The 21,628-nt window shown below is 52.2% G+C and carries 19 protein-coding genes; 13 read left to right on the top strand and 6 right to left on the bottom strand.

All coding sequences use genetic code 11. The features are described 5' to 3' along the window. Positions 1 to 374: 374 nt before the first annotated feature. Genes purM through ABFD83_14065 form a run of 3 tightly spaced genes read left to right on the top strand, consistent with a single transcriptional unit; the run spans position 375 to position 2,977 of the window. The gene (purM, locus tag ABFD83_14075) at positions 375 to 1,412 is read left to right on the top strand and encodes a phosphoribosylformylglycinamidine cyclo-ligase (protein ID MEN6358198.1); all 1,038 of its coding nucleotides are present in this window, start codon (positions 375 to 377) and stop codon (positions 1,410 to 1,412) included. After that, positions 1,409 to 2,071: a phosphoribosylglycinamide formyltransferase gene (purN, locus tag ABFD83_14070; GenBank protein MEN6358197.1), complete on the top strand. Its 663-nt coding sequence runs from the start codon at positions 1,409 to 1,411 to the stop codon at positions 2,069 to 2,071. The genes purM and purN overlap by 4 nt, the downstream gene beginning before the upstream one ends. 24 nt (positions 2,072 to 2,095) lie before the next feature. After that, positions 2,096 to 2,977 carry a diacylglycerol kinase family protein gene (locus tag ABFD83_14065; GenBank protein ID MEN6358196.1) on the top strand — a complete coding sequence of 294 codons (882 nt, stop codon included), beginning with the start codon at positions 2,096 to 2,098 and terminating at the stop codon, positions 2,975 to 2,977. A 158-nt stretch (positions 2,978 to 3,135) separates the two neighbouring features. Here the strand turns inward: ABFD83_14065 and ABFD83_14060 are convergent, their stop codons facing one another. The 3 genes from ABFD83_14060 to ABFD83_14050 are packed head-to-tail and all read right to left on the bottom strand — an operon-like array spanning position 3,136 to position 4,930. Beyond that, positions 3,136 to 3,444, bottom strand: coding sequence for a cupin domain-containing protein (locus ABFD83_14060; protein MEN6358195.1), 309 nt, complete (start codon positions 3,442 to 3,444; stop codon positions 3,136 to 3,138). A gap of 43 nt (positions 3,445 to 3,487) precedes the next feature. Further along, the gene (locus ABFD83_14055; GenBank protein MEN6358194.1) at positions 3,488 to 4,369 is read right to left on the bottom strand and encodes a M48 family metallopeptidase; all 882 of its coding nucleotides are present in this window, start codon (positions 4,367 to 4,369) and stop codon (positions 3,488 to 3,490) included. Between the two features lie 3 nt (positions 4,370 to 4,372). Then, positions 4,373 to 4,930 (bottom strand): LemA family protein, encoded by a 558-nt coding sequence (locus ABFD83_14050; protein ID MEN6358193.1) that lies wholly within the window; start codon positions 4,928 to 4,930, stop codon positions 4,373 to 4,375. A gap of 432 nt (positions 4,931 to 5,362) precedes the next feature. On the opposite strand from ABFD83_14050, the gene ABFD83_14045 reads away from it, so the two are divergent. The 9 genes from ABFD83_14045 (at position 5,363) to dps (ending at position 15,710) form a co-directional block, all read left to right on the top strand. Then, complete coding sequence (locus ABFD83_14045; GenBank protein ID MEN6358192.1) at positions 5,363 to 6,397, top strand: D-cysteine desulfhydrase family protein; 1,035 nt, start codon at positions 5,363 to 5,365, stop codon at positions 6,395 to 6,397. A 41-nt stretch (positions 6,398 to 6,438) separates the two neighbouring features. Further along, a complete protein-coding gene (locus ABFD83_14040; protein MEN6358191.1) occupies positions 6,439 to 7,386 on the top strand; it encodes a bifunctional methionine sulfoxide reductase B/A protein in 948 nt (315 codons plus the stop codon). A gap of 74 nt (positions 7,387 to 7,460) precedes the next feature. After that, positions 7,461 to 7,799 carry a (2Fe-2S) ferredoxin domain-containing protein gene (locus ABFD83_14035; GenBank protein ID MEN6358190.1) on the top strand — a complete coding sequence of 113 codons (339 nt, stop codon included), beginning with the start codon at positions 7,461 to 7,463 and terminating at the stop codon, positions 7,797 to 7,799. 60 nt (positions 7,800 to 7,859) lie between these two features. Next, positions 7,860 to 9,644: an NADH-quinone oxidoreductase subunit NuoF gene (gene nuoF, locus ABFD83_14030; GenBank protein MEN6358189.1), complete on the top strand. Its 1,785-nt coding sequence runs from the start codon at positions 7,860 to 7,862 to the stop codon at positions 9,642 to 9,644. A 138-nt stretch (positions 9,645 to 9,782) separates the two neighbouring features. Then, complete coding sequence (locus ABFD83_14025) at positions 9,783 to 10,424, top strand: transposase (GenBank protein MEN6358188.1); 642 nt, start codon at positions 9,783 to 9,785, stop codon at positions 10,422 to 10,424. Then, positions 10,417 to 12,561 (top strand): glycoside hydrolase family 3 C-terminal domain-containing protein, encoded by a 2,145-nt coding sequence (locus ABFD83_14020; protein ID MEN6358187.1) that lies wholly within the window; start codon positions 10,417 to 10,419, stop codon positions 12,559 to 12,561. Before ABFD83_14025 ends, ABFD83_14020 begins: the two co-directional genes overlap by 8 nt. 10 nt (positions 12,562 to 12,571) lie before the next feature. After that, on the top strand, positions 12,572 to 14,380 hold the full coding sequence (locus ABFD83_14015; protein ID MEN6358186.1) for an NADH-dependent [FeFe] hydrogenase, group A6: 1,809 nt from the start codon (positions 12,572 to 12,574) through the stop codon (positions 14,378 to 14,380). 156 nt (positions 14,381 to 14,536) lie between these two features. After that, positions 14,537 to 15,022, top strand: a complete 486-nt coding sequence (nuoE, locus tag ABFD83_14010; protein ID MEN6358185.1) for an NADH-quinone oxidoreductase subunit NuoE — start codon at positions 14,537 to 14,539, stop codon at positions 15,020 to 15,022. Positions 15,023 to 15,158: 136 nt separating this feature from the next. Then, on the top strand, positions 15,159 to 15,710 hold the full coding sequence (gene dps / locus ABFD83_14005; protein MEN6358184.1) for a DNA protection during starvation protein: 552 nt from the start codon (positions 15,159 to 15,161) through the stop codon (positions 15,708 to 15,710). A gap of 25 nt (positions 15,711 to 15,735) precedes the next feature. Here dps and ABFD83_14000 read toward each other — a convergent pair whose 3' ends face one another. Genes ABFD83_14000 through ABFD83_13990 form a run of 3 tightly spaced genes read right to left on the bottom strand, consistent with a single transcriptional unit; the run spans position 15,736 to position 20,419 of the window. Continuing rightward, positions 15,736 to 16,125: a HEAT repeat domain-containing protein gene (locus tag ABFD83_14000; GenBank protein MEN6358183.1), complete on the bottom strand. Its 390-nt coding sequence runs from the start codon at positions 16,123 to 16,125 to the stop codon at positions 15,736 to 15,738. 15 nt (positions 16,126 to 16,140) lie between these two features. Next, positions 16,141 to 16,740 carry a TIGR00730 family Rossman fold protein gene (locus ABFD83_13995; protein MEN6358182.1) on the bottom strand — a complete coding sequence of 200 codons (600 nt, stop codon included), beginning with the start codon at positions 16,738 to 16,740 and terminating at the stop codon, positions 16,141 to 16,143. A 40-nt stretch (positions 16,741 to 16,780) separates the two neighbouring features. Continuing rightward, on the bottom strand, positions 16,781 to 20,419 hold the full coding sequence (locus ABFD83_13990; GenBank protein MEN6358181.1) for a S8 family serine peptidase: 3,639 nt from the start codon (positions 20,417 to 20,419) through the stop codon (positions 16,781 to 16,783). A 204-nt stretch (positions 20,420 to 20,623) separates the two neighbouring features. Here ABFD83_13990 and ABFD83_13985 point away from each other — a divergent pair, with 204 nt between their 5' ends. Continuing rightward, positions 20,624 to 21,502 (top strand): HDOD domain-containing protein, encoded by an 879-nt coding sequence (locus ABFD83_13985; protein ID MEN6358180.1) that lies wholly within the window; start codon positions 20,624 to 20,626, stop codon positions 21,500 to 21,502. Positions 21,503 to 21,628: the final 126 nt, after the last annotated feature.

Genomic DNA, 21,628 nt, shown 5'->3' with positions numbered 1-21,628 from the left:
GTATTGAGTATTTCTCATCCGTTCGGGTGCTCCGTTCGGGCGCGATATCTGATCGTGCCCGCAGAGAAAACTGCGATGGTCCGGGATTTGAATCCCGGACTACTGTATCAGGGATTTTAATCCCTTGTATTTAGTCAGATAGCACAGGACTCAAGGACTAAAGTCCTACATACGTGCATCGGGGATTAAAATCCCCGACGATCAAAATCAGGATAATGTTCGATGGTCCGGGATTTGAATCCCGGACTACTGTATCAGGGATTTTAATCCCTTGCATTTAGTCAGATAGCACAAGACTCAAGGACTAAAGTCCTACATTCATGCGCGGGGATTCAAATCCCCAACGATCAAGATCAAGATAAGGAGGATTATTTATGGCCGACGGAAGCGCAACCTACAAAGCAGCAGGTGTGGATATAGAAGCAGGCGAAGAAGCCGTCTTTCGGATGAAGGAATACGTGCAATCGACCTATAACGAGAACGTGCTCACCAACATCGGCACGTTCGGTGGAATGTTCCGGCTCGACACAACCTCCATGGCCGAACCCGTGTTAGTATCGAGCATCGACGGCGTAGGCACCAAAGTCAAGATCGCCGCTATGATGGACAAATACGATACGGTGGGCCAGGACATTGTAAACCACTGCATCAATGACATACTCGTCCAGGGCGCCAAGCCGATGCTCTTTTTGGATTACTTCGCCACAAGCAAGCTTGACCCGAAGATAGTCGAGCAGGTAGTCAAGGGCATGTCGGACGCCTGCCGTGAAGCCGGGTGCGTGCTGATCGGCGGCGAGACTGCCGAAATGCCGGGCGTATATGTGCCGGGTGAGTTCGATATCGCAGGGTGCATCGTCGGAATAGTGGACCGGGCAAATGTTATTGACGGCTCGAGAGTCCAGCCGGGTGATGTGCTCATAGGGTTGGCGTCCTCTGGCCCGCATACCAACGGCTACTCTCTGATTCGCAAGATTCTCTTTGAAGATAATGACTATAAGGTAGACCAATATACTCCCGAGATCGGCGCGACCCTGGGTGATGTGCTGCTCGCCCCGCACAAGTGCTATCTCAAGCCCGTATCGGCTATAATGGCAAACCATCCGGTGCATGCGATGGTCCATATAACAGGCGGCGGGTTCTATGGAAATATCCCGCGCGTACTTCCGAGCGACTGCCAGGTGAGTATCGAGCGCCGCGCATGGGTCGTCCCACCGATCTTCCAGCTTATTGGGGACAAAGGCGGAATCGAGCCGATGGAGATGCACCGAACGTTCAACATGGGCGTCGGGATGGTGCTGATCGTACCGAAAGAACACGGAATTGAAGTTGTCCGACAGATGGAAGAGATGGGTGAGACCGCCTGGATAATCGGTAAGGTCTACAGGGGCGGCCGAGAGGTCAATGTGATATGACACGCATTGCAGTGATGGTCTCGGGCGCAGGGCGCGGGAGCAATATGCAAGCGATCATCGACGCATGCGCATCCGGTCAAATCGACGGCGAGGTTGCGGTCGTGATCGGTGTAAAAAACGATGCCCCCGCCATGGAGCGCGCTCGCAGCCAGTCCGTCAAGACAGTCTCAATCTCGCCAAAGGGCTTTGAGAATACGCAGGATTACGACGATGCCGTCCTCAAGACTCTGCAAGAAAACAGGATCGACCTGATCTGCCTTGCCGGGTATATGCGCATTCTGGGTCAGAACATAATCGACACCTATAGAAACGCAATTATGAACGTCCATCCGGCTCTGATACCATCATTCTGCGGCAAGGGAATGTATGGGCATCACGTCCATGAAGCAGTGATCGCGCGCGGAGTGAAGTACACCGGCGTAACGGTGCATTTCGTGGACGAAGACTACGACTCAGGGCCGATAATCGCGCAGACAGTCGTCCCCGTTGAGCAGGACGATACCCCGGATACAGTCGCGGCCCGTGTGCTCGAAAAAGAGCACGAGACCTACGCCTATGCGGTCTCACTGTTTGCTCAGGGCAGGCTGCGGGTAGTTAATCGTAAGGTTATTTTATCACCTGAAGAAAGCTCGACGGGAGCCTCGCCCTCCCCCAAGTGATCTGCGCCCTATAGAGGTGTAATCATGCGCTCACTGCTCATTATCAATCCCATATCAGGTCAGGGAAAAGCGGCAAGAGAGAAGAGAAAACTGCTGGATTATGCATCAGCAGCCGCTCATATGCGCACTGTGATCACCTCAGGGCCTGATGATGCAGCCGAAACCGCTCAGAAAGCCGCGCATGACGGCTACGACCTCATCATAGCTGCGGGCGGTGACGGCACGATCAATCAGGTCATAAACGGCATAGGCGATATAGGCATTCCACTTGGAATCGTGCCTCTGGGTACAGGTAATGTCCTCGCTCACGATCTCGGCATCCCTATTCACAACACCGAGAAAGCCCTTGAGATCATCCGCAGAGGTAAGACTCGAAGGGTGGATGTAGCCAAGACAAACACCAGGCGATTCATACTGATGGCCGGGCTCGGGTTCGATGCGGCGGTTATCGACTCTGTCTCGCCCAAAGTGAAGGACGTATTCGGCACCATGGCCTATGCCCCGGCGATCATAGAGCAGCTTGTTAAGTTCACCCCAGCGCGGTTTCGCCTTACTTTCAACGATAAATCGGTATATGAGACCGAGGCATACGCTGTAATAGCAGCCAACTGCGGCACCTACGCCTACAATTTCAAGATCGCCCGGCAGGCAATCTTTGACGACGGCCTGCTGGATATTATGGTATTTGAAGCTGGAGCGCTGACAGCTATCAACCTGGTAGGCCAAGCTCTGGACACTATATTTCAGGGCACCATCGCCCACCCCAGCACATCGTATTTCAGAGCGGCTAAAGTGCGGGTTGAATCCGAGCCGAGCGTGCGGATGCAGCTTGATGGCGACTTGCACGGTGAGAGTGGCGTGGATATAGAAGTTGTGCCTAAGGCTTTGAGTTTGATTGTGCCTTAGTTTAGGTTGGCGGTCGGCAGTTGACAGTTGGCGGTTCAGGCGATTTCGGAATTTCCGGGTTGGGTTGGAGACTTGGCTTATGTATTAAACAGTTGTCTTCCAACCCTCAAATCCCGAAAGACCAAAACCCTAAAATCACGACACACCAAACCAACCTGCTATGCGCCGAACAGAGTCAGCAAGAATGCCATATCTGATTTTGCGGTCAGTGCGTGCACCAGCCCGGCCTCCATGAAAAACCAGTCACCGGCATTAACGCTGTGCCACTCTTCTCCAAGCATAAACTCGCCTTCGCCCTTCAGGATCATAACCGCTGCATCCCGAGAGGAAGTATGGCCGGATATTTTCCCGCCTTTAGGGAGCATGAACAGATCAGCCTCGCCGGATGTGCTCTCATGTATGGTCTTGCTTAATATGCCTTCGCTGGGGAATTCAATCAGATCATTGAGATGCTTTATACGTTCCATTTCATCCTCCCTGTTGCATTTCTTGGACAGCATCACTACCACATCACATCGCCCGCAGCCGCGCTATTCTGTCCTCAATAGGCGGGTGGGTGTCGAAACTAAACAGGCTCCCGATGCCTTTGAACGGGTTAGCGATGAACAGATGCGCAGTGGCTTTGTTTGCTGCTCCAAGCACATTAGGGTCATTGGCTATCTTTTCGAGCGCGCTAGCCAGGCCGTCGGGATATCGGGTAAGCATAGCGCCGCTGGCATCGGCCAGATACTCTCTGCGCCGCGAGATCATTGCCTGGACAAGCGCCGCCGCTATTGGAGCCAGAATAGCCAGAAGAATACCTATGAAGTAGAAAATGATCTGAGCCTGGCCGCCCTCGTCATCACGGTCCCTGCTGCCAAAGCCGAACCGACCGGTCCACCAGAACCAGTGCGCCATCATCGCGACGGCCCCGACCAGCACAGCCACCAGAGCCATGAACCGAATGTCGTAGTTCTTGATATGCGACATCTCGTGTGCGAGCACGCCTTCGAGCTCGACACGGTCCATAGTGTTAAGCAGGCCTGTCGTGACGCAGATAACGCCGTGCTCTGGGTCTCTGCCTGTGGCAAACGCATTGGGAGCCGGATCATCCATAACATATGTCTTGGGAACGGGAAGGCCGGCCGCCAAGGCCAGTCCCTCGACCACATTCACATAGTGTGGAAACTCTTCCTTAGTGGCCTCCATGGCGCGCGTGGAGGCGATTACGATCTTATCCGAGTAATAGTAGCTGCCTATGCTGGTAGCAAACGCGAATGCGACGGCTAAAAAAAGCGCCATCGGGCTGCCATAGGCCAGGTAAAAGCCGTATCCTATCGCTCCAATCAGGATAATAAAAGCTATAATCAGAATGCGCGAGCGCCAGATGTTTCCACTGATCTGTTCATACATGACTTACGAAAAATCCACCTTTACATTTTCTCTGGCTGCATCGTCCATCGGGAAATACTCGTGCTCGCTGAAGCCGAAGCTCGACGCGATCATATTGGACGGGAAACTCTGTATGAGAGTGTTGTATGTCATTACCTGATCGTTATAAAACTGCCTCGCATAAGCGATCTTGCTCTCAGTGCCCGAGAGTTCCTCCTGAAGCATCATAAAGTTCTGGTTCGCCTTGAGATCGGGATACGCCTCGGCAACAGCGAACAGACTCTTCAACGCGCCGGTGATCTGGTTTTCAGCCGCACCCTGCTCTTTAGGCGAGCTCGCGTTCATACCTGCACTGCGCGCCTCGGTCACTTTCTCAAAGACCTCGCTCTCGTGCTTGGCGTAGCCTTTCACCGTCTCGACCAGGTTCGGGATCAGATCGTATCTGCGTTTGAGCTGAACATCTATCTGCGACCATGCGTTCTGAATGCGATTGCGCAGCCCTACGAGTTGGTTATATTTGACAATTACCCATAATAGCGCCAGGACAGCTATCCCGAGCACCACCATCATTGCAATTCCCATATCCATTCGCCCACCGCCTTTGACGTAATAGTTTGCCTGCTATTCCATATATTCTACGCACATACACCTATTCCTTTGTTCCCGACAATCGCTAGAGAGTCTAAAAGTTGGAAAGTTGGAAACGAGATATTTGAACCGCTGAGACGCTGAATGAATCGAGGCGCTGAAAATAGAATATTGCATTAGACCATTTATACAAAAACACCTGCTATTATTGAGTATGGTTCACAGCAGATTCTTCGCATACGCTCAGAATGACTGGTTATATAAACGTCTTCCGGGTTTATGGATGGTTATCGCAATCTGAAATTGCGGAGATTTTGTTTCGGTCGCGATCGGATATCGCGCCCGAACGTTGGATTTAATGACAGTGGGTTTTCAATAATCAATATAAAATACTCATTACTAAATTGAAGGGGGTATACTATATCTATGAAACTGGATGCCATACCTAGAATACCGCTCACAGCTCTTCCGACACCGCTCGACGACGCACCGCGTCTGGCTAAAAAGATCGGCCTGCGAAAGCTCCTGATCAAACGGGACGACTGCACCACACTTGCCGGAGGCGGCAACAAAGCCAGAAAGCTCGAATACCTGATGGCGGACGCCGTCATTAAGGAATGCGATGTCGTGATGACGGACGGCGGGCCGCAGTCCAATCACGCACGTATGACCGCCGGAGCTGTGTGCAGAGTGGGCATAGACGATTGCATTCTCTTTATCGGCGGGCCCCGGTTCGACAGGTTCCAGGGCAACCTCCTGCTCGATATAGTGTTCGGCGCGCAGATAAGGTTTATGGAAGACGCCACAGTGCGCGAGATGGAGGATGCAATGGCCTCTGAGGCCAGGAGCCTTAAACTCCATGGCAGAAAGCCATACGTGATCCCTATAGGCGGAGCCACCCCACTGGGCGCACTTGGATATGTTCAGGCGATCCGTGAACTTGCAGACCAGCTGTCCTGCGAAGACAAAGCGCCGCTGATTGTGGTCGCGGTCGGCTCGGCAGGAACCCTTGCAGGCTGTGCGCTCGGCATAAGACTATTTCTGCCGAAAGCTGATCTGCTGGGAATAAGCGTTGCAGGCGGAGTAAAGACCTCCTGCAGGATCGCTGCTGAGGACGCAAACGGCTCGGCGGCTCTAATAGGCGTTAATGAGCATTTCGAGCCGGAAGATATGCATATAAACGACGAATATTACGGCGAACGCTACGGAGTGCCGTCAGAAGCGGGCAACAAGGCCATACTAGCGGCGGCGCAGACAGAAGGACTGATACTCGATCCGGTTTACACAGGCAAAGCAATGTCGGGACTGATCGGGCTTGCTCAGTTGGGCAAGATCGACCCGGATCGGACGGTCGTGTTCATCCATACGGGCGGCTCACCCGGTCTGATGGCCTTCGAAGACCAGTTCAGAAACCAGGCAAAATTCAAAAGTATTGACTTTCACAAACGGGGCGAAGAGTAATTTCAAATATTGGGTATTTCAATTGCGCGGAGGACAGTGCGATGAACCCATGCGATGAAGAACTCATAGATATTATTAACTACTCGACAGGCCGGGTGGAGAAGGTCAATAGAATCTGCCGCACCAATGAGCAATGGCAGGAAATGCTCACACCCGAGCAATATGAAGTAACCCGTCTCAAAGGCACAGAAACGCCCTTTACCGGAACCTGCTCAATGCCTGCCGAAGGCCAAATCGGAGTCTATCAGTGCATTTGCTGCGGCACCGACCTCTTCAAAAGTGTGCACAAATTCGAGTCCGGCACAGGCTGGCCGAGCTTTTGGGACCCGATATCCGACATCAATATAACCACACAACCCGATGACAGCCTCGGTCGGCACCGGACGGAGGTGCTCTGTGCACGATGCGGCGCTCACCTGGGGCATGTTTTTGATGACGGTCCCCCACCCACCGGAAAACGATACTGCATAAACGCAGTGGCAATCAAGCTCGCTGAGGCAGATAAAGAATCCAAATATGAGAAAGCCGTTTTTGCGGCGGGATGCTTTTGGGGTGTCGAGTCTGCTTTTCGGGAGATGCTGGGTAAGGGTGTGGTCTCAACAAAAGTCGGTTACACGGGCGGGCACACTGAGAATCCGACTTATGAAGACGTGTGCTCAAATACGACCGGACACGCAGAGTCCGTTGAGATAACCTTTGATCCTTCGAAAATCAGCTACAGAGAGCTGCTGGGCACATTTTGGAGCATTCACGATCCCACCACACCAAACAGGCAGGGACCCGATGTCGGATCGCAGTATAGATCGGTAATTTTCTACAACAGCCCTGAGCAGAAAAGTGAGGCTGAAGATTCAAAATCTCATCTGGAAAAGTCGGGCAGGTTAAAGCGCCCGGTTGTAACCGAGATTATTCCCATGGGCGTTTTCTATCCCGCGGAGGACTACCATCAGCAATATCACGAAAAGCACGGCTGCGCATCGTGCTCTTAACAATTCTCCAACTTCCTAGCCCTGAGAATTGCAGGAATTTGACTGTTTGCGGACAAAGTATGCAGGGGAACGATATGAAACCAACAGCAATGCTCGACAAGTTAAAAGACAAAATCCCATCAAAAAAAGAGGGACAATACAGAGTCCGTGTGGGCATGGCTACTTGCGGCATCTCTGCTGGAGCCGATCTCGTCCATGACGAGTTTATCAGGGTCTTGGATGAAATCGGACTTGACAATGTCGACGTGATCCCGACCGGATGCGTCGGCAGATGCGACCTGGAACCTATGGCCGAGGTCACGCGTGGTGATGAACCGCCTGTTTTATATATCAGGCTGGACAAAGACAAGGTCAAGAGAATTGTTGAGGAGCACCTGGCTGGTGGAAATGTAATAACTGAGTTCACAGGGTAATCAATGTCGATAAACCTCTCCTATCACCTGTCACCCGACACCTGTTTGTAAGGAGCAGCTATGAAGCGCACTATAGTCGTATGTTCGGGCACTGCATGCGTCGATCCGGGAGGAAAAAGGATCGAACCGGAACTCAAGCGCATTATTAAAGAGAAGAATGCGCAGGACCTGGTTGAGATCGAAGAAGCCGTATCATATGGGCTGTGCAAGAACTGCCCCATTATTGTTGTCGAGCCGGATGGCGTCTACTACGAAAAGATCGACTCCGCGAAGATTGAAAAGATCGTAGAGGAACACATTATCGGCGGCAGGCCTGTTGAAGAATTCAAAGCCCATGAGTGGGTGGACACATCACACATTCGCATGCTCGGCAGCGTAGACTTCTTCGGCAAACAGCTTCGAATCACCCTGCGAAACTGCGGCATCATAGACCCTGAGTCATTCGATGATTATCTGACAATGCGCGGATATGAGGCTCTGGCGAAAGTGCTCGAAAGTATGACAGCCGAGCAAGTGATAGACGAAGTATCCAAATCCGGCCTGCGCGGACGGGGCGGCGCAGGTTATCCGACCGGGCTCAAATGGAAACAGGCTACCGAGTTCGCATCGGACAGGCGTTTCGTGATCTGCAATGCGGACGAAGGTGACCCAGGTGCGTTTATGGACCGCAGCGCAATCGAGGGTGACCCTTTCTGCCTCCTTGAAGGCATGACTATCGGCGGCTACGCTATCGGCTCGAGTCAGGGATTCATATACGTGCGCGCAGAGTATCCCCTTGCAATTAAACGCCTCACTTATGCAATCGATGAAGCCAGAAAGCGCGGACTGCTCGGCAAAAACATATTCGGCACCGACTTCAGCTTCGATATAGACATCCGGCTGGGAGCCGGAGCTTATGTTTGCGGTGAGGAGACGGCGCTCATTGCATCAATAGAGGGTAGGCGCGGAATGCCTCGGCCACGACCACCCTACCCAGCCGAATGCGGGCTTTGGGGACATCCCACACTAATCAACAACGTCGAGACATGGGCAAATGTGCCTGCCGTAATCCTTAATGGCGCGGACTGGTTCACAAACCTGGGGACCGAAAAGAGCAAGGGCACTAAAGTCTTTGCACTCGCGGGCAAGATCAAAAACACAGGTCTGGTGGAAGTGCCGATGGGCACTACGCTCCGCGAGATCATCTACGATATCGGCGGCGGGATCAGAGGCGATAAAAAGTTCAAAGCCGTGCAGACAGGCGGGCCGTCCGGCGGATGCATCTCCGAGCAGTATCTCGACACGCCGATAGATTATGAGTCTCTGGCAAAAGCCGGTTCTATCATGGGTTCCGGCGGTATGATCGTGATGGACGAGGACACGTGCATGGTGGACGTGGCTAAGTTTTTCCTTACATTCACGGAGGATGAGTCATGCGGCAAATGCACGCCATGCCGCGAGGGGACCAAACGCATGCTTGAGATCCTCACGCGAATAACCGAAGGAAACGGCGTGCCCGAAGATCTCGAAAAGCTCGAACACCTGGGCAAAGTGGTAAAGCGCGCATCGCTCTGCGGGCTGGGTCAAAACGCTCCGAACCCGATCCTCTCGACCCTGCATAACTTCCGTGATGAATACGAGGCGCATATTGTTGAAAAACGCTGCCCAGCCGGAGTCTGCTCGGCTCTGATGAATTATTATATCGACCCGGACATTTGCGTCGGCTGCACGCTGTGCGCCAAAGTCTGTCCCGTAAAGTGCATCTCAGGTGAGCCAAAAAAGACACATCACATAGACACCAGCATCTGCATCAAATGCGGCGAGTGCAAGAGAAGATGCCCCGTGAAGGCTATTTATAGGAAATAAGTGGAGAGTGGAGTGTGGAGAGCAAGGAAACTACGATATCTTCGAAGCTCAGCGTTCGGGCGCGATATCCGATCGCGACCGAAACAGAATGCCAGGATTTCTGATCCGTCATCTATAAGCGACATGTAAGGAAATCAAATGAAGCGCCATTGGATAGTCGAAGATAACTACCCATATTTTGTAACCGGCAGTGTGGTGAAGTGGCTTCCGATTTTCGTTACACCCAGTATATGCGACATCCTGACAGACAGCCTCAGGTATTGTCGCGATACAAGAGGATTACGATTACATGCTTATGTGATCATGCCGACACACTATCATATGATCGTATCAAGTGAACAGGACCTTTCCGGCATAATCCGAGATTTCAAACGATTTACATCCGGTCAAATAGCCAAAGCATTTGAAAACATTCAGAATCCGCCGTTTGAGAACGTGTTCAGGTTCTGTGGAAAACAAAACAGACCGCCTACCGAGCATAAGGTCTGGCAGGATGGAAGTCACCCGAAACTTATAAAGACAGAGCCGTTTTTCAAACAAAAGCTGGATTATCTGCATGCAAATCCTTATCGCAAAGGACTTGTAACTGATCCTTTACCTGGACATATTCAAGCATTCGTTATTATGCCGAAACCGGTGACGGACCGATTGAAGTTAATGGGCTGGAATGGTAGGCATCAGATATGCCGAGATTCTGTTTCGGGTGCGATCAGATATCGCACCCGATCATGGGCTATCCGCTCTCAGCTATTTTTACGAAGGAGTAGATTTCTTGTCTGAAGATATCACATATATAAATACCGATCTGCCCGCACATGAGCGCGCTCGCGACCTAGTATCAAGGATGACTCTTGAAGAGAAGGTCCCTCAGTTAATGCATGACGCACCGGCAATAGAAAGGCTGGGCGTGCCCGCATATAACTGGTGGAACGAGTGCCTGCATGGCGTTGGTCGCGCTGGCACGGCGACAGTCTTCCCACAGGCAATCGGCATGGCTGCAACATGGGACCCTGAGCTTATCCATGAGGTCGCCACGGCTATATCTGACGAAGCCCGAGCCAAGCACCATGAGGCGCTTCGGCAGGGCGAGCACGGCATGTATCAGGGTCTCACGTTCTGGTCGCCCAATATAAACATATTCAGAGACCCACGCTGGGGTCGCGGGCATGAGACATACGGTGAAGACCCATATCTTACCGGCAGGATGGGAGTAGCGTTCGTTAAAGGACTTCAGGGTGACGACCCCAAGTATCTCAAGCTCGTCGCGACACCAAAGCACTTCGCGGCTCACAGCGGACCCGAGGCTCTCAGGCACGAGTTCAACGTCAATATAAGCAAGAAGGATTTGTATGAGACTTACCTGCCGGCATTCAGGGAGTGTGTAATCGAGGGCAAGGCTGAGTCTGTGATGGGAGCGTATAACAGCCTCTACGGCGACCCGTGCAATGCAAACAGGCTACTGCTTCAGGATATACTGCGCAACGAGTGGGGGTTCGACGGATATATCGTCTCGGACTGCGGCGCCATACAGGACATACATCAGAGCTATAAAATAACAAACTGCACCGCCGAATCTGCCGCCGTTAGTGTCAAAAATGGATGTGACCTCGAGTGCGGGTGCGTATACGCAAGCCTGATCAATGCAGTTGAAAAGGGGCTCATTACTGAAAAACAAATCGATATTGCACTCATCAGGCTTTTCACTGCCAGATTCAAGCTCGGTATGTTCGACCCGCCGGAGAGTGTGCTTTATGCTTCGATCCCGTATGAGACAGTCGATAGTGATGAGAACCGCGAGTTGGCGCGTGAGACAGCCAGACAGTCCATAGTCCTGCTCAAGAACAACTCACGGCTGCTCCCGCTGAGAAAAGACCTCAAGACAATAGCTGTAATCGGACCAAATGCCGATGCGCTGGATGCACTGTTGGGAAATTATAACGGCACACCGTCAAAGTGGGTCACACCACTGCAGGGGATCAGGTCGGCGGTGTCGATTGGCACAAGAATACTCTACTCAAAAGGGTGCGAGTTGGTAGAGAACGACCCGGCCTGCCTGCCTGCCAGAAAGCTCTTCGGTGAAGCGGTAGCTGCCGCGCAGCGCTCGGATGTTGTAATTATGTGCCTCGGCCTGACTCCACTTCTGGAGGGCGAGGCGGGCGACGCATTCAACTCCGATGCCAGCGGCGACAGGCTCCGCATAGAGCTTCCCGAAATCCAGGAAGTGCTGCTTAAGACAGTAACCGCTGTCGGTAAGCCAGTAGTGCTGGTCCTATTGAACGGCGGCGCGCTTGCCATAAACTGGGCGCAGGACAATGTGGATTCGATAGTCGAGGCTTGGTATCCGGGTGAGGAGGGCGGAAGCGCAATAGCCGATATTCTCTTTGGTGACTACAACCCATCGGGACGGCTGCCCGTGACATTCTATAAATCGCTTGACGACGTCCCTGACTTTGCGAACTACGATATGGAAGGCAGGACCTATCGCTATTTCAGAGGTAAGCCGCTGTATCCCTTTGGGTTCGGCCTGAGCTATACACACTTCAAGTATACGGACCTGACTATCAGCCAGAGCATAAAATCCGGCGATGACCTGATTGTGTACGTCAAGGTGACAAATACAGGCGATTGTATGGGTAATGAAGTAGCGCAGGTCTACTTATCCAGTCTCGAAGAGCAGCGTGATGTGCCGATTCGGAAACTGGTGGGTATTCAAAGAGTAACACTCAGCCCGAGTGAAACTAAAGATATCAGGTTTACCTTAATGCCAAATCTGTTATCGAGCGTCGATAACGGCGGCAATCTCGTGCAAAGGCCGGGGAAATATAAGATAACTGTTGGAGGATCACAGGGAGACAGCCGTAGTATTGCACTTGGAGCAGGAAATGTCCTTGAGTGCGAGTTTGAGCTGTCCGGTTAAAGGAGCGGCGATGACAACTACAGCAGTAAAGACAGTAACCCTTAACATAGACAACCAGCAGGTCACCGTCCCCGAGGGAACGACTGTCATGCAGGCTGCAGAAAAGCTGGCGATACGCATTCCACACCTGTGCTATCACCCGCGTCTGCATCTGGAGGGTTCATGCCGCGTGTGCCTGGTCGAGATAGAGGGGATGAACAGGCCGCAGGCATCATGCACCTTTCCCGTCTCCGAAGGGATGGTCGTGTATACCAACAGCCCCGAAATACGCGACACACGCAAGACTATAGTCGAACTGCTCCTAGCTAATCACCCCATGGACTGCCAGACCTGCGAGCGCGACGGCAACTGCGAACTTCAATACCTCGCCTACTCCTCCGGCGTGCGCGAGAGACACTATGAAGGTGAGAGGAAACACTATGAGAACGATTTTTCCTCACCGTCCGTTATCCGCGACCCGGACAAGTGCATCCTCTGCGGAAGATGCGTGCGGGTATGCGCCGAGGTGCAGGGAGTGTCGGCGCTCGGTTATATCAATCGAGGGTTCAAGACAGTCGTCACGCCGGCCTATAATGATCCTTTCACTGAAAGCGTGTGCGTGACCTGTGGGCAATGTATAAACGTATGCCCTGTCGCCGCGTTCCTGGAAAAGGACTATACCAAAGATGTGGTCAAGGCTATTGAGGACCCTGATCTCCATGTAATAGTCCAGCTTGCCCCGAGTGTGCGCGCATCCATCGGCGAAGGGTTCAATCTGCCTCCGGGAACTCCGATGACAGGCAAAGCAGTAGCCGCGCTCAGGCGGCTCGGGTTCGATGAAGTCTTCGATACCCAGATGGGCGCTGACATGACGATCATGGAAGAAGCGACAGAGTTCGTCAAGCGCTTCAAAGAAGGCGGCAAGCTGCCGCTTATTACAAGCTGCTCATCGGCGTGGATGAAGTTTGCGGAGCATTTCTACCCAGATCTGCTCGATAATATATCCACAGCCAAATCTCCGATGAGTATCCTTGGCACTCTGATCAAGACTTATTACGCCGAAAAGAAAGGCATACCGCCTGAGAAAATATTCAACGTTGGGGCTATGTGCTGCACGGCTAAGAAGTTTGAAGCTTGGCGGCCCGAGCAGAGAATTGAGGTCGACGGCCAACTCGTGCCGTCTATCGACCGTGTAATCACCACACGCGAGCTTGTATGGCTTATCAAAAACGCTGGTCTTGAGTTCAACAATCTGCCGGACGAGGATTTCGACCCTGTGCTGGGAATATCCACCGGCGCTGGAGCTCTCTTTGGAGCAACCGGAGGTCTGGCTGAAGCAGTCTACCGCACGGCATATTGGATGCTCACTGGTAAAGATTTGGAGCAGGTCGTTGTCGAGGAAGTGAGGAGTGTAGCCGAGGGCGTCAAGCGCTGGGTCGCCAGAATCGGCGATTACAAGTTCAACTTCGGGGTGGCCCATGGCCTTACCAATGCTCATACACTGCTCAGGATGGTCCGGCGAGGCGAGGGTGATTTCCACTTCATCGAGATAATGGGCTGCCCGGGCGGGTGTATCGGCGGCGGCGGCCAGCCTTATGCAAGGGCGGGAGAAGGGGTTCCGCTTGATGTCGAGAATCTCAAAAAACGCGCGGAGGCGCTTCGTGCTATAGACGCAGGCAAAAAGCTCAAGCGATCTTACGAAAACCCTGATGTGCAATATATCTACGAGCACTATCTGGGGCAACCTTTAAGTGAAAAGGCTCACAAGTTGCTTCACACTCACTATCAGCCGCGCCTGCCGCACGGTGTCTGGAACCCGGATGTGCTAAGGACGGATTGATTTATAGGTTGCGAGTTTATGAGTTGTGAGTTGTGAGTTGCGAGTTATGGGTTGCGAGGCAATTATCGGATATTAATCCACAACCATGTATAAGAGACTTTCCGAATATACTCTAAAGGGAGGGCGAGGCTCCTGCCGAGCCTTTGAATAACAGATATGGCGTGCACCTGCTGCGAAGATAAATTTAACGAACTCACTGATTATATAAAGTCAGTCTATAACCCGGAACACCCACAGTCGGCGCTGATTGCAATCCTCCATCACGCCCAGGGCATGTACGGCTACCTAAGCAAAGAAGTGATGGAACATATCGCTCAAATGACCGAGGTTCCGGCTGCCGAGATATACGGTGTGGCTACATTCTACAGCTTCTTCAAGCACGTCCCCCAAGGCAAGCACCGCATATCGGTGTGTATGGGAACTGCATGCTACATACGCGGCGGCGCAAAGATACTCGAAACAATCGAAAACCTGCTCGATATAAAGCCGGGTGAAACGACAGAAGACATGCTTTTCACACTCGGCGAGACACGCTGCATCGGCGCATGCGGGCTTGCGCCTGTTATGATGATAGACGATAAAGTATATGGACGAGTAGAACCTGAGAAGCTGAAGGAGATATTGGCGGAATACAAAAAATAGTGAGATGGTCGAGTTTGATGTTGGGCGGCTCGGAAAAACTGTCGTGCCGCTATATTTTGCGTGCTGTCGAGGTGCCGAATACGAAGCAAAAGGGTATAGACTGCCAGTGCATAACGCACGTAGGGGAGGCGCTTACATGGCACGAGTAGCTAGAGAAGTGGTTGAAAAAGCAGGCATAAATGTCGATCAGGTGGTGGACCTGCTGGTAAAAAACGCGGCCGCCGAACTGACGACCTATTACTATTACACAATCCTGAGAGCCAACCTGATCGGAATCAACGGGGAGACTGTCAAGGAGATTGCGGAGATAGCCCGCATTGAGGACCGCAATCACTTCGAGGCCATTGTGCCCCGCATATACGAACTCGGCGGCAGCCTGCCTGATGATATGAAGGCATTTCACGATATTTCTGCCTGTCCGCCTGCGCATTTGCCTGATGACAAGACCGACATCAACGCAATCCTGCATGTGCTGGTAGGAGCAGAAAGGTGCGCAGTAAAGGGCTACAGCCATATCTGCAATCTCACAGCCGGTAAAGATCACCGCACCTATGACCTGTCTCTGGCGATCCTCAATGAAGAGATTGAGCATGAGTCATGGTTCTCGGAGTTCCTGGGCGAAGGACCGTCAGGACACTTTATGCGCAGGGGAGAAACGTCGCCATTTGTGAGCAAGTTTTTGAGGTAATGTTCAACATAGTTAGATTTAGGTGCTACTTGTTAGGCTCTTTTATCTGATCAATCGCTTCCTGGACCCATTCTCTGAATTCACTAGTTGAGTGTTCAGACTTGAGAGCATCTTCCATAATTTGGATTGATTGTGGGCAGGCAAGCATAACCAGACCATCCAGGCAGGCTTTCCAAACTGCAGGTTCGGGATCTTGCAAGCCGGATGCAAAGAACGGAATGCTCGCTGTAAGACGGAATTGGCTGATAATATGAACCAATTGTGCTCTGAGCTCAGGATTGATTTCTTGTGTATATGCATCCTGAAGCATTGGAACGATTGAGGCGTCCGCTTCAATCAGACTGAAATATGCATTTTCCGCATCGCCGTTATGCATTTCATTGAGATAGTACCTGACATACTCTTCTAGATTCATATAACCTCATATCCTTTACCACTTAGTCCCCAGCGCCATTGGCTCATAGCTTTCTATATGAGCCATCGCATCGGAAACATCCGGCGAGAAGTGATAGAGCTCGCGATAGTTGGGCTTGGCGAAGTGATGGTTATAAATGTGCTCGAACATAGCGTTGAGGCCATCATAGAAGCCGTTTGTGTTGAGGAATATAATCGGTTTGTTGAGCATTCTGAGCTGCTTGAGGGTGATCACTTCCAGCATCTCTTCGAGTGTGCCGAACCCGCCGGGCAGCGCGATAAATGCGTCCGCTCGGGCTTCCATTGCCCCTTTGCGATCTCGCATGTCTTTTGTGACCACAAGCTCATCGCAGCTTTCGTAGCAGATACCGGGCAATCGCAAAAACTCAGGGATCACCCCGACGACATGACCGCCGCACTTGTGCACAGACCTGGCGACGGCTCCCATCAGCCCGATCTCACCGCCGCCGAATATCAGGCTGTAGCCCGCGTCTGCTATTTTCGCGCCAAGCTCCTCGGCAACCGAGAAAAAATCGGACGAAACTGCATTGCTGGATGCGCAGTAGACACAAATAGACTTTGATAACACACTCTTGCATTCACTCTGTTCAATCATAAACTCATTTTATGCGCGCCGGCACCAAATTGCAAGAATGTTACTCAACCGATGTTGCCTGAATGACTCGTTCGCCGTCTATCAGGGCAAGTTTGCCTGTCACGGTGACCGTATCTCCCTCGCTCACTGCTGCGGTCGAGTCTACACGTATTCCGACCGGAATGTCCGCATTCTGAACGTAAAAGAAACCGTCGAACACGCCGGAGACAATTACGCCCTTGAGTGTGATTTGAAGCCCCAGTGGAAGCGACTTGGCATAGATGACGCGTTCCAAGCTATTGAGACTGACATAAAACGTTACGTTTTGGTCAACACCGGCTGAAACGCTTACCATCTCCGATTCGGGATCAAACGACCATGGCTGAAGTTCCGGCAGCAGGGTATGAGTCCCGATACTTACCTGGCCGAAATCGAACGTGCCGTCACCGGATGTCTTGACGGTCAGATCATCGGGATTGAGGTTGATCACAGCATTCTCCAGCCCATTTCCTACTATCTCGGCCTCGTATTTATCTATCTTGAACCCGTAATATTCGTTGCCCGAATCACTCGTGAGCATCACCTTTGCAACATGACCGTCAATCCATGGAGTCCAAAGATCGGTATAATCTGCAGTATATATTTCGATGATTTCACCGCTGCCGTCCATGATATAAACATAGTCCCAGGCAGGCTCAGTGGTTAGCCGTGCAAAGTGCAGCCGCATGCGGGTGGCGGACTCAGCCGCATCTATCTGCCATGTGTTCTCGTAATTCGGATCATATGGATGCGGCGATTCCACGTCTATCGACCGGACTTCAGAGGTTACAATTTGCACCCGGCCGCTGATTGAGCCCGGTGGGAAGGCGGTAAAGTCCACACCCGATGTGGCGCCGTCAGCCGGGATATTTACTGTCTTTGAATTTGGAGTGAAAGTCCACTTACTCTTTGACGGAGTGACCGTATACGTCCCTGCTGGAATCTGATTAAAGCTGTAGGAGCCGTCTGAGAGAGTGGCTGCCGTATATCCGCCCGGATCGAGTATGATATTCGCTCCCTGAAGGCCGCCCTGACCGACCAGATCGGTCTCGTAGCCGTCGACATAAAAGCCATAGCCCGTGTTGCCGGTCTCATTTGTCAGGATTCTAATCTTAATAATGTTTCCAGCGACCCATGGACTCCAAATATCCTCGGCCTTGCCAGTATATGTGGCGGATACGTTGTCATTACTGTCAAGGACGGTAATCTCGTCACCATCGGAGAGCAGATCGATCTCAGCAAAATGCACTCGAACGTTCGATACACCCTCATGAGCTGTAATTGTATAGGTCCGATCATAATTATTGAGATATGGGTGCGGCGATTCGACAATATAGCTTATTACACCCCCCACCGCGCTTGTCACGGTGCCAGACATGCTGCCCGGCTTACCCTGGCCTACAAAATCCACGTTCTCGACAGGCTCGTCCGTGATTTGCACGACTTTGCCTCTGGGGGTAAATGTCCAACCCTGCATACCGACCTGGACCGAATATGTGCCCGACCCAACGCGGGTCAAGTATTTCCCGTTTTGGTTGGTGACCAATCGCTTGGTGCCCGCAGTCGACATGACCGTTACACTTGCGCCCTGCACAACCGCTCCGGTGGAGGATGTGACGGAGCCTGAAATATAGGTGCTCGGCATGCCGCCCGAGACCACTAATGCGTAGTCCTGCGGCCCCATGGGCACGTTATAACCGCTCACTCGGACTTTGTATGTTCCGGTTTCGGGTGAAGCTATCAAAATCTGCTCCACATTATTTAAGCGGTCAATATCCTGATAGACAACGCCTTTTGGAGAGGTAACGATAAGATCAAGATCGTTTACAAGCTCAATTGCGGCATGCACCGCCCCGGGATAATCCGTCCACACCAGTGTAACCTTCAGCGGCACGGAGTTGTCGATCACATTGTATTGATAATCGCGATAGCCGCCTGTAGAAAGGCCTGAGGTCTCATCGGCGAATTCGGTCACAATAGGAAGATCGGCATCGAGAGGGTTTTTGACATTCATGCGTCCCCAGCCCTGGACATAATCCGGCACGCCGCTTACTTCTTGATATTGCGCGCTGCCGTACTGGCCGGGAGTGATGTCTACCGCGCCGCTTATGAGAGTCGCTTTCACCAGCGCGGCGCTGGGAGTGGTGCCCTTCACCTGCCTATAGTACTGCCGTATCAACGCCGCCGCGCCGGAGACATGCGGCGCGGACATACTGGTGCCGCCGTTATACGTATAGTTAGAATCATACGCGCCCCACCCTGTCGATGCGCTTGAAATATGAGACCGGCTGGATATGATATTCGTGCCTGGAGCGCAGACATCCGGCTTGATCCGACCGTCGTCTGTCGGCCCTCTTCCGCTGAAAGCGGCCATACCGCCCGCATTATTACTCATCAGATCGTATTTGATCGGCGAGACAGGATAGCTGGAACCCCATGCGACACCATAGCCCATCTGATAACCGCCGGTAGTGCGCAGGTTCTCGGTTGCGCCGACCGATATGCAGTTCTTGGCGGTCGATGGAGCATATAGACTATCTAGATCGACTTCCCCATCTTTGTTCAGGTCTTCGCCTTCATTGCCGACCGCAAAGACAACCGTGAAGTCTTTGTGATCCCAGACAAACTGATCCACTTCATTTGAATAAGTGGTGTACTGGCCGTCAGCAGCGCTGCCCCAACTGTTGTTGTGCACCCGAGCGCCATCGTCATACGCAGGCTGAAACAGATCGGCAAGGTCGAGAGGTGGAAATACGTATGAACCGTCATCGCCTATGGACTGAAACAAAAGATCGGCTTCAGGAGCCACACCTGCAAAAGAACCGTTATAGTCATGCAAGGCAGGGTCGCTGCCGGAAAGCGCACCACTGCCCAGGATAGTGCCTGTGACATGTGTGCCGTGGCCGACAAGGTCCGACCAGTCATCCGTCCTGCGCAGAGCATATGTCTTGTTTATACGTCCGGCAAAGTCTGATGAAATGGTGGCTAAGCTGCCCGTATCAAGCCCGGTATCCGCCACGCCTATAGTCTCGCCCGATCCATAGAGGCCAATATCAGACCGGACCTCGGGCACGCCTGATATCTCACAAGCAATATTGTTACACAGCCTCGGCTGGACATAAGGCTCTATCCACGAGATGGCACCTGTTTCTGCCAGCTCTGAAAGCTGCGAGCCGGCAGCCAGGACACGGCACATCCGGCCTGAGGTGTCTATTTTATTGACTTTCGCCTTTGACAGCGCATAATCACAGCTTGCGCCTGGAAACAGTGTAACCACAAACTGACCCTTGCTGGTGGTATCCGACAAGTCTTCACTCGATTTATACTCAGGCTTGAATGGACCGACCCACTTTACAGACTGAAGACTCTTGATTGAGCCCAGCTTTGAGCGATCCATACGAACAAGATACGCAAAGTCGGGCAGATATTCCAGTATTTGCGCACCGGCGTCGATCAGTGACTCTCTGTATGTATCCCGGATCGGACCGCCAAAGAGCACGATAAAATAGCCGGTGCCCTCAATCTGCTCTCCAGGCTCGGCTGATAGCGATTTTGGCTCATCAGTATTGATGGTCCCGCTTTTGAGATAGATGCTGCCTGCCGATGCGGACTGCACCAAGACCGCGCAGGCCAGCGCTATATAGACGAGTTTCGGTTTCAAATATTTCGACCCCCTTGAGGATTGTGGGAGCCGAGGATTTTGATCTGCGCAAGCACATCCGCATTTACCCAATCTCGTCTGCAACAAAACGCGAGCATGCCGATATCAAACGCAATACCCGGTAATAATCCGGTGTAAGAATATGTCCGGTTGACGGAAAATTATATATACCTATCCGACACGACGCAATACACGGAGGTAAACTTGTTCCACCGATCATCCGACCGAATAGATTTACCGAGCCTGCCTGCCGCTCTTAAACGCATAATAGACATCACAAGAAGCGATGATGTGGATGCGGACAACCTGGCGCGCGTTGTGATGTTGGACCAGTCACTGGCATGCAAGGTGCTGCGGCTTGCCAACTCGGCATATTTCTGCCGGAGAGACAAGGCCGAGACAGTCACCGATGCAATTCTCACACTGGGATTCGGCTATGTCCGCAATCTGGCCGCATCCGCCTCCGTGCTGGACGTTCTATTCCCAAGCTATGCGTTTCCAGGGTTCAACTGGCAGAATTTCTGGCGGCATTCAGTCACGACAGCCATCGCGTCGGAATCTTTCTACTCATTCGCAACAGGATGCAAAAGAAAATCGGAGGAGGCGGCGTTTGTCGCGGGGCTGATGCACGACATCGGCAAACTGGTTATCGCGCGAGCGCTGCCGTTCAGGTTCAGAGAGATCGTTGAAAACTGCCGGGAGCGCAGAATTGAAATGCTTGAAGCCGAGACCAAGGCATTGTGCACCAATCATGTATTTATAGGTAAGCAGTTGGCTGCATCATGGCAGCTTTCTGATAAGCTTATTGCAGGAATTGCCTGTCACCACAATGATGACTCCTCGGATTATCCCGAACTGACATCGGCTGTCCGTGCCGCAAACATGCTTGCAAAACGCATAGAAGACAGTTACCTGATCGGCATACATCCAAATATAAGCCTGAACAATATTGGAAAAGCTGCCGGACTTGATGCGCAGTCGGTCAATTTCGTTATTGACGAAGTGCGCATCGGGCTGAAACGTTGCGGCGAAATACTCTCCTGGGGCAAGGATATGCCCTATGAAATGCCTCACGCTGCTTAAAATGCAGCCTGCAGCGCATGAAATTTCACTGATTTTTCGTTTGACTAAGCACGCGCACGAGGGGCATAATATAATTACATTAGTAGTCATCCTGCGCCGACTGAAGCCCCAAGTGTCCTAAGGGAC

The sequence above is a fragment of the Armatimonadota bacterium genome, from assembly GCA_039679645.1.
Classification (GTDB): domain Bacteria; phylum Armatimonadota; class UBA5829; order UBA5829; family UBA5829; genus UBA5829.
Note: the sequence above shows the minus strand (reverse complement) of the source record. Positions and strands in the feature narration are given on the sequence as shown.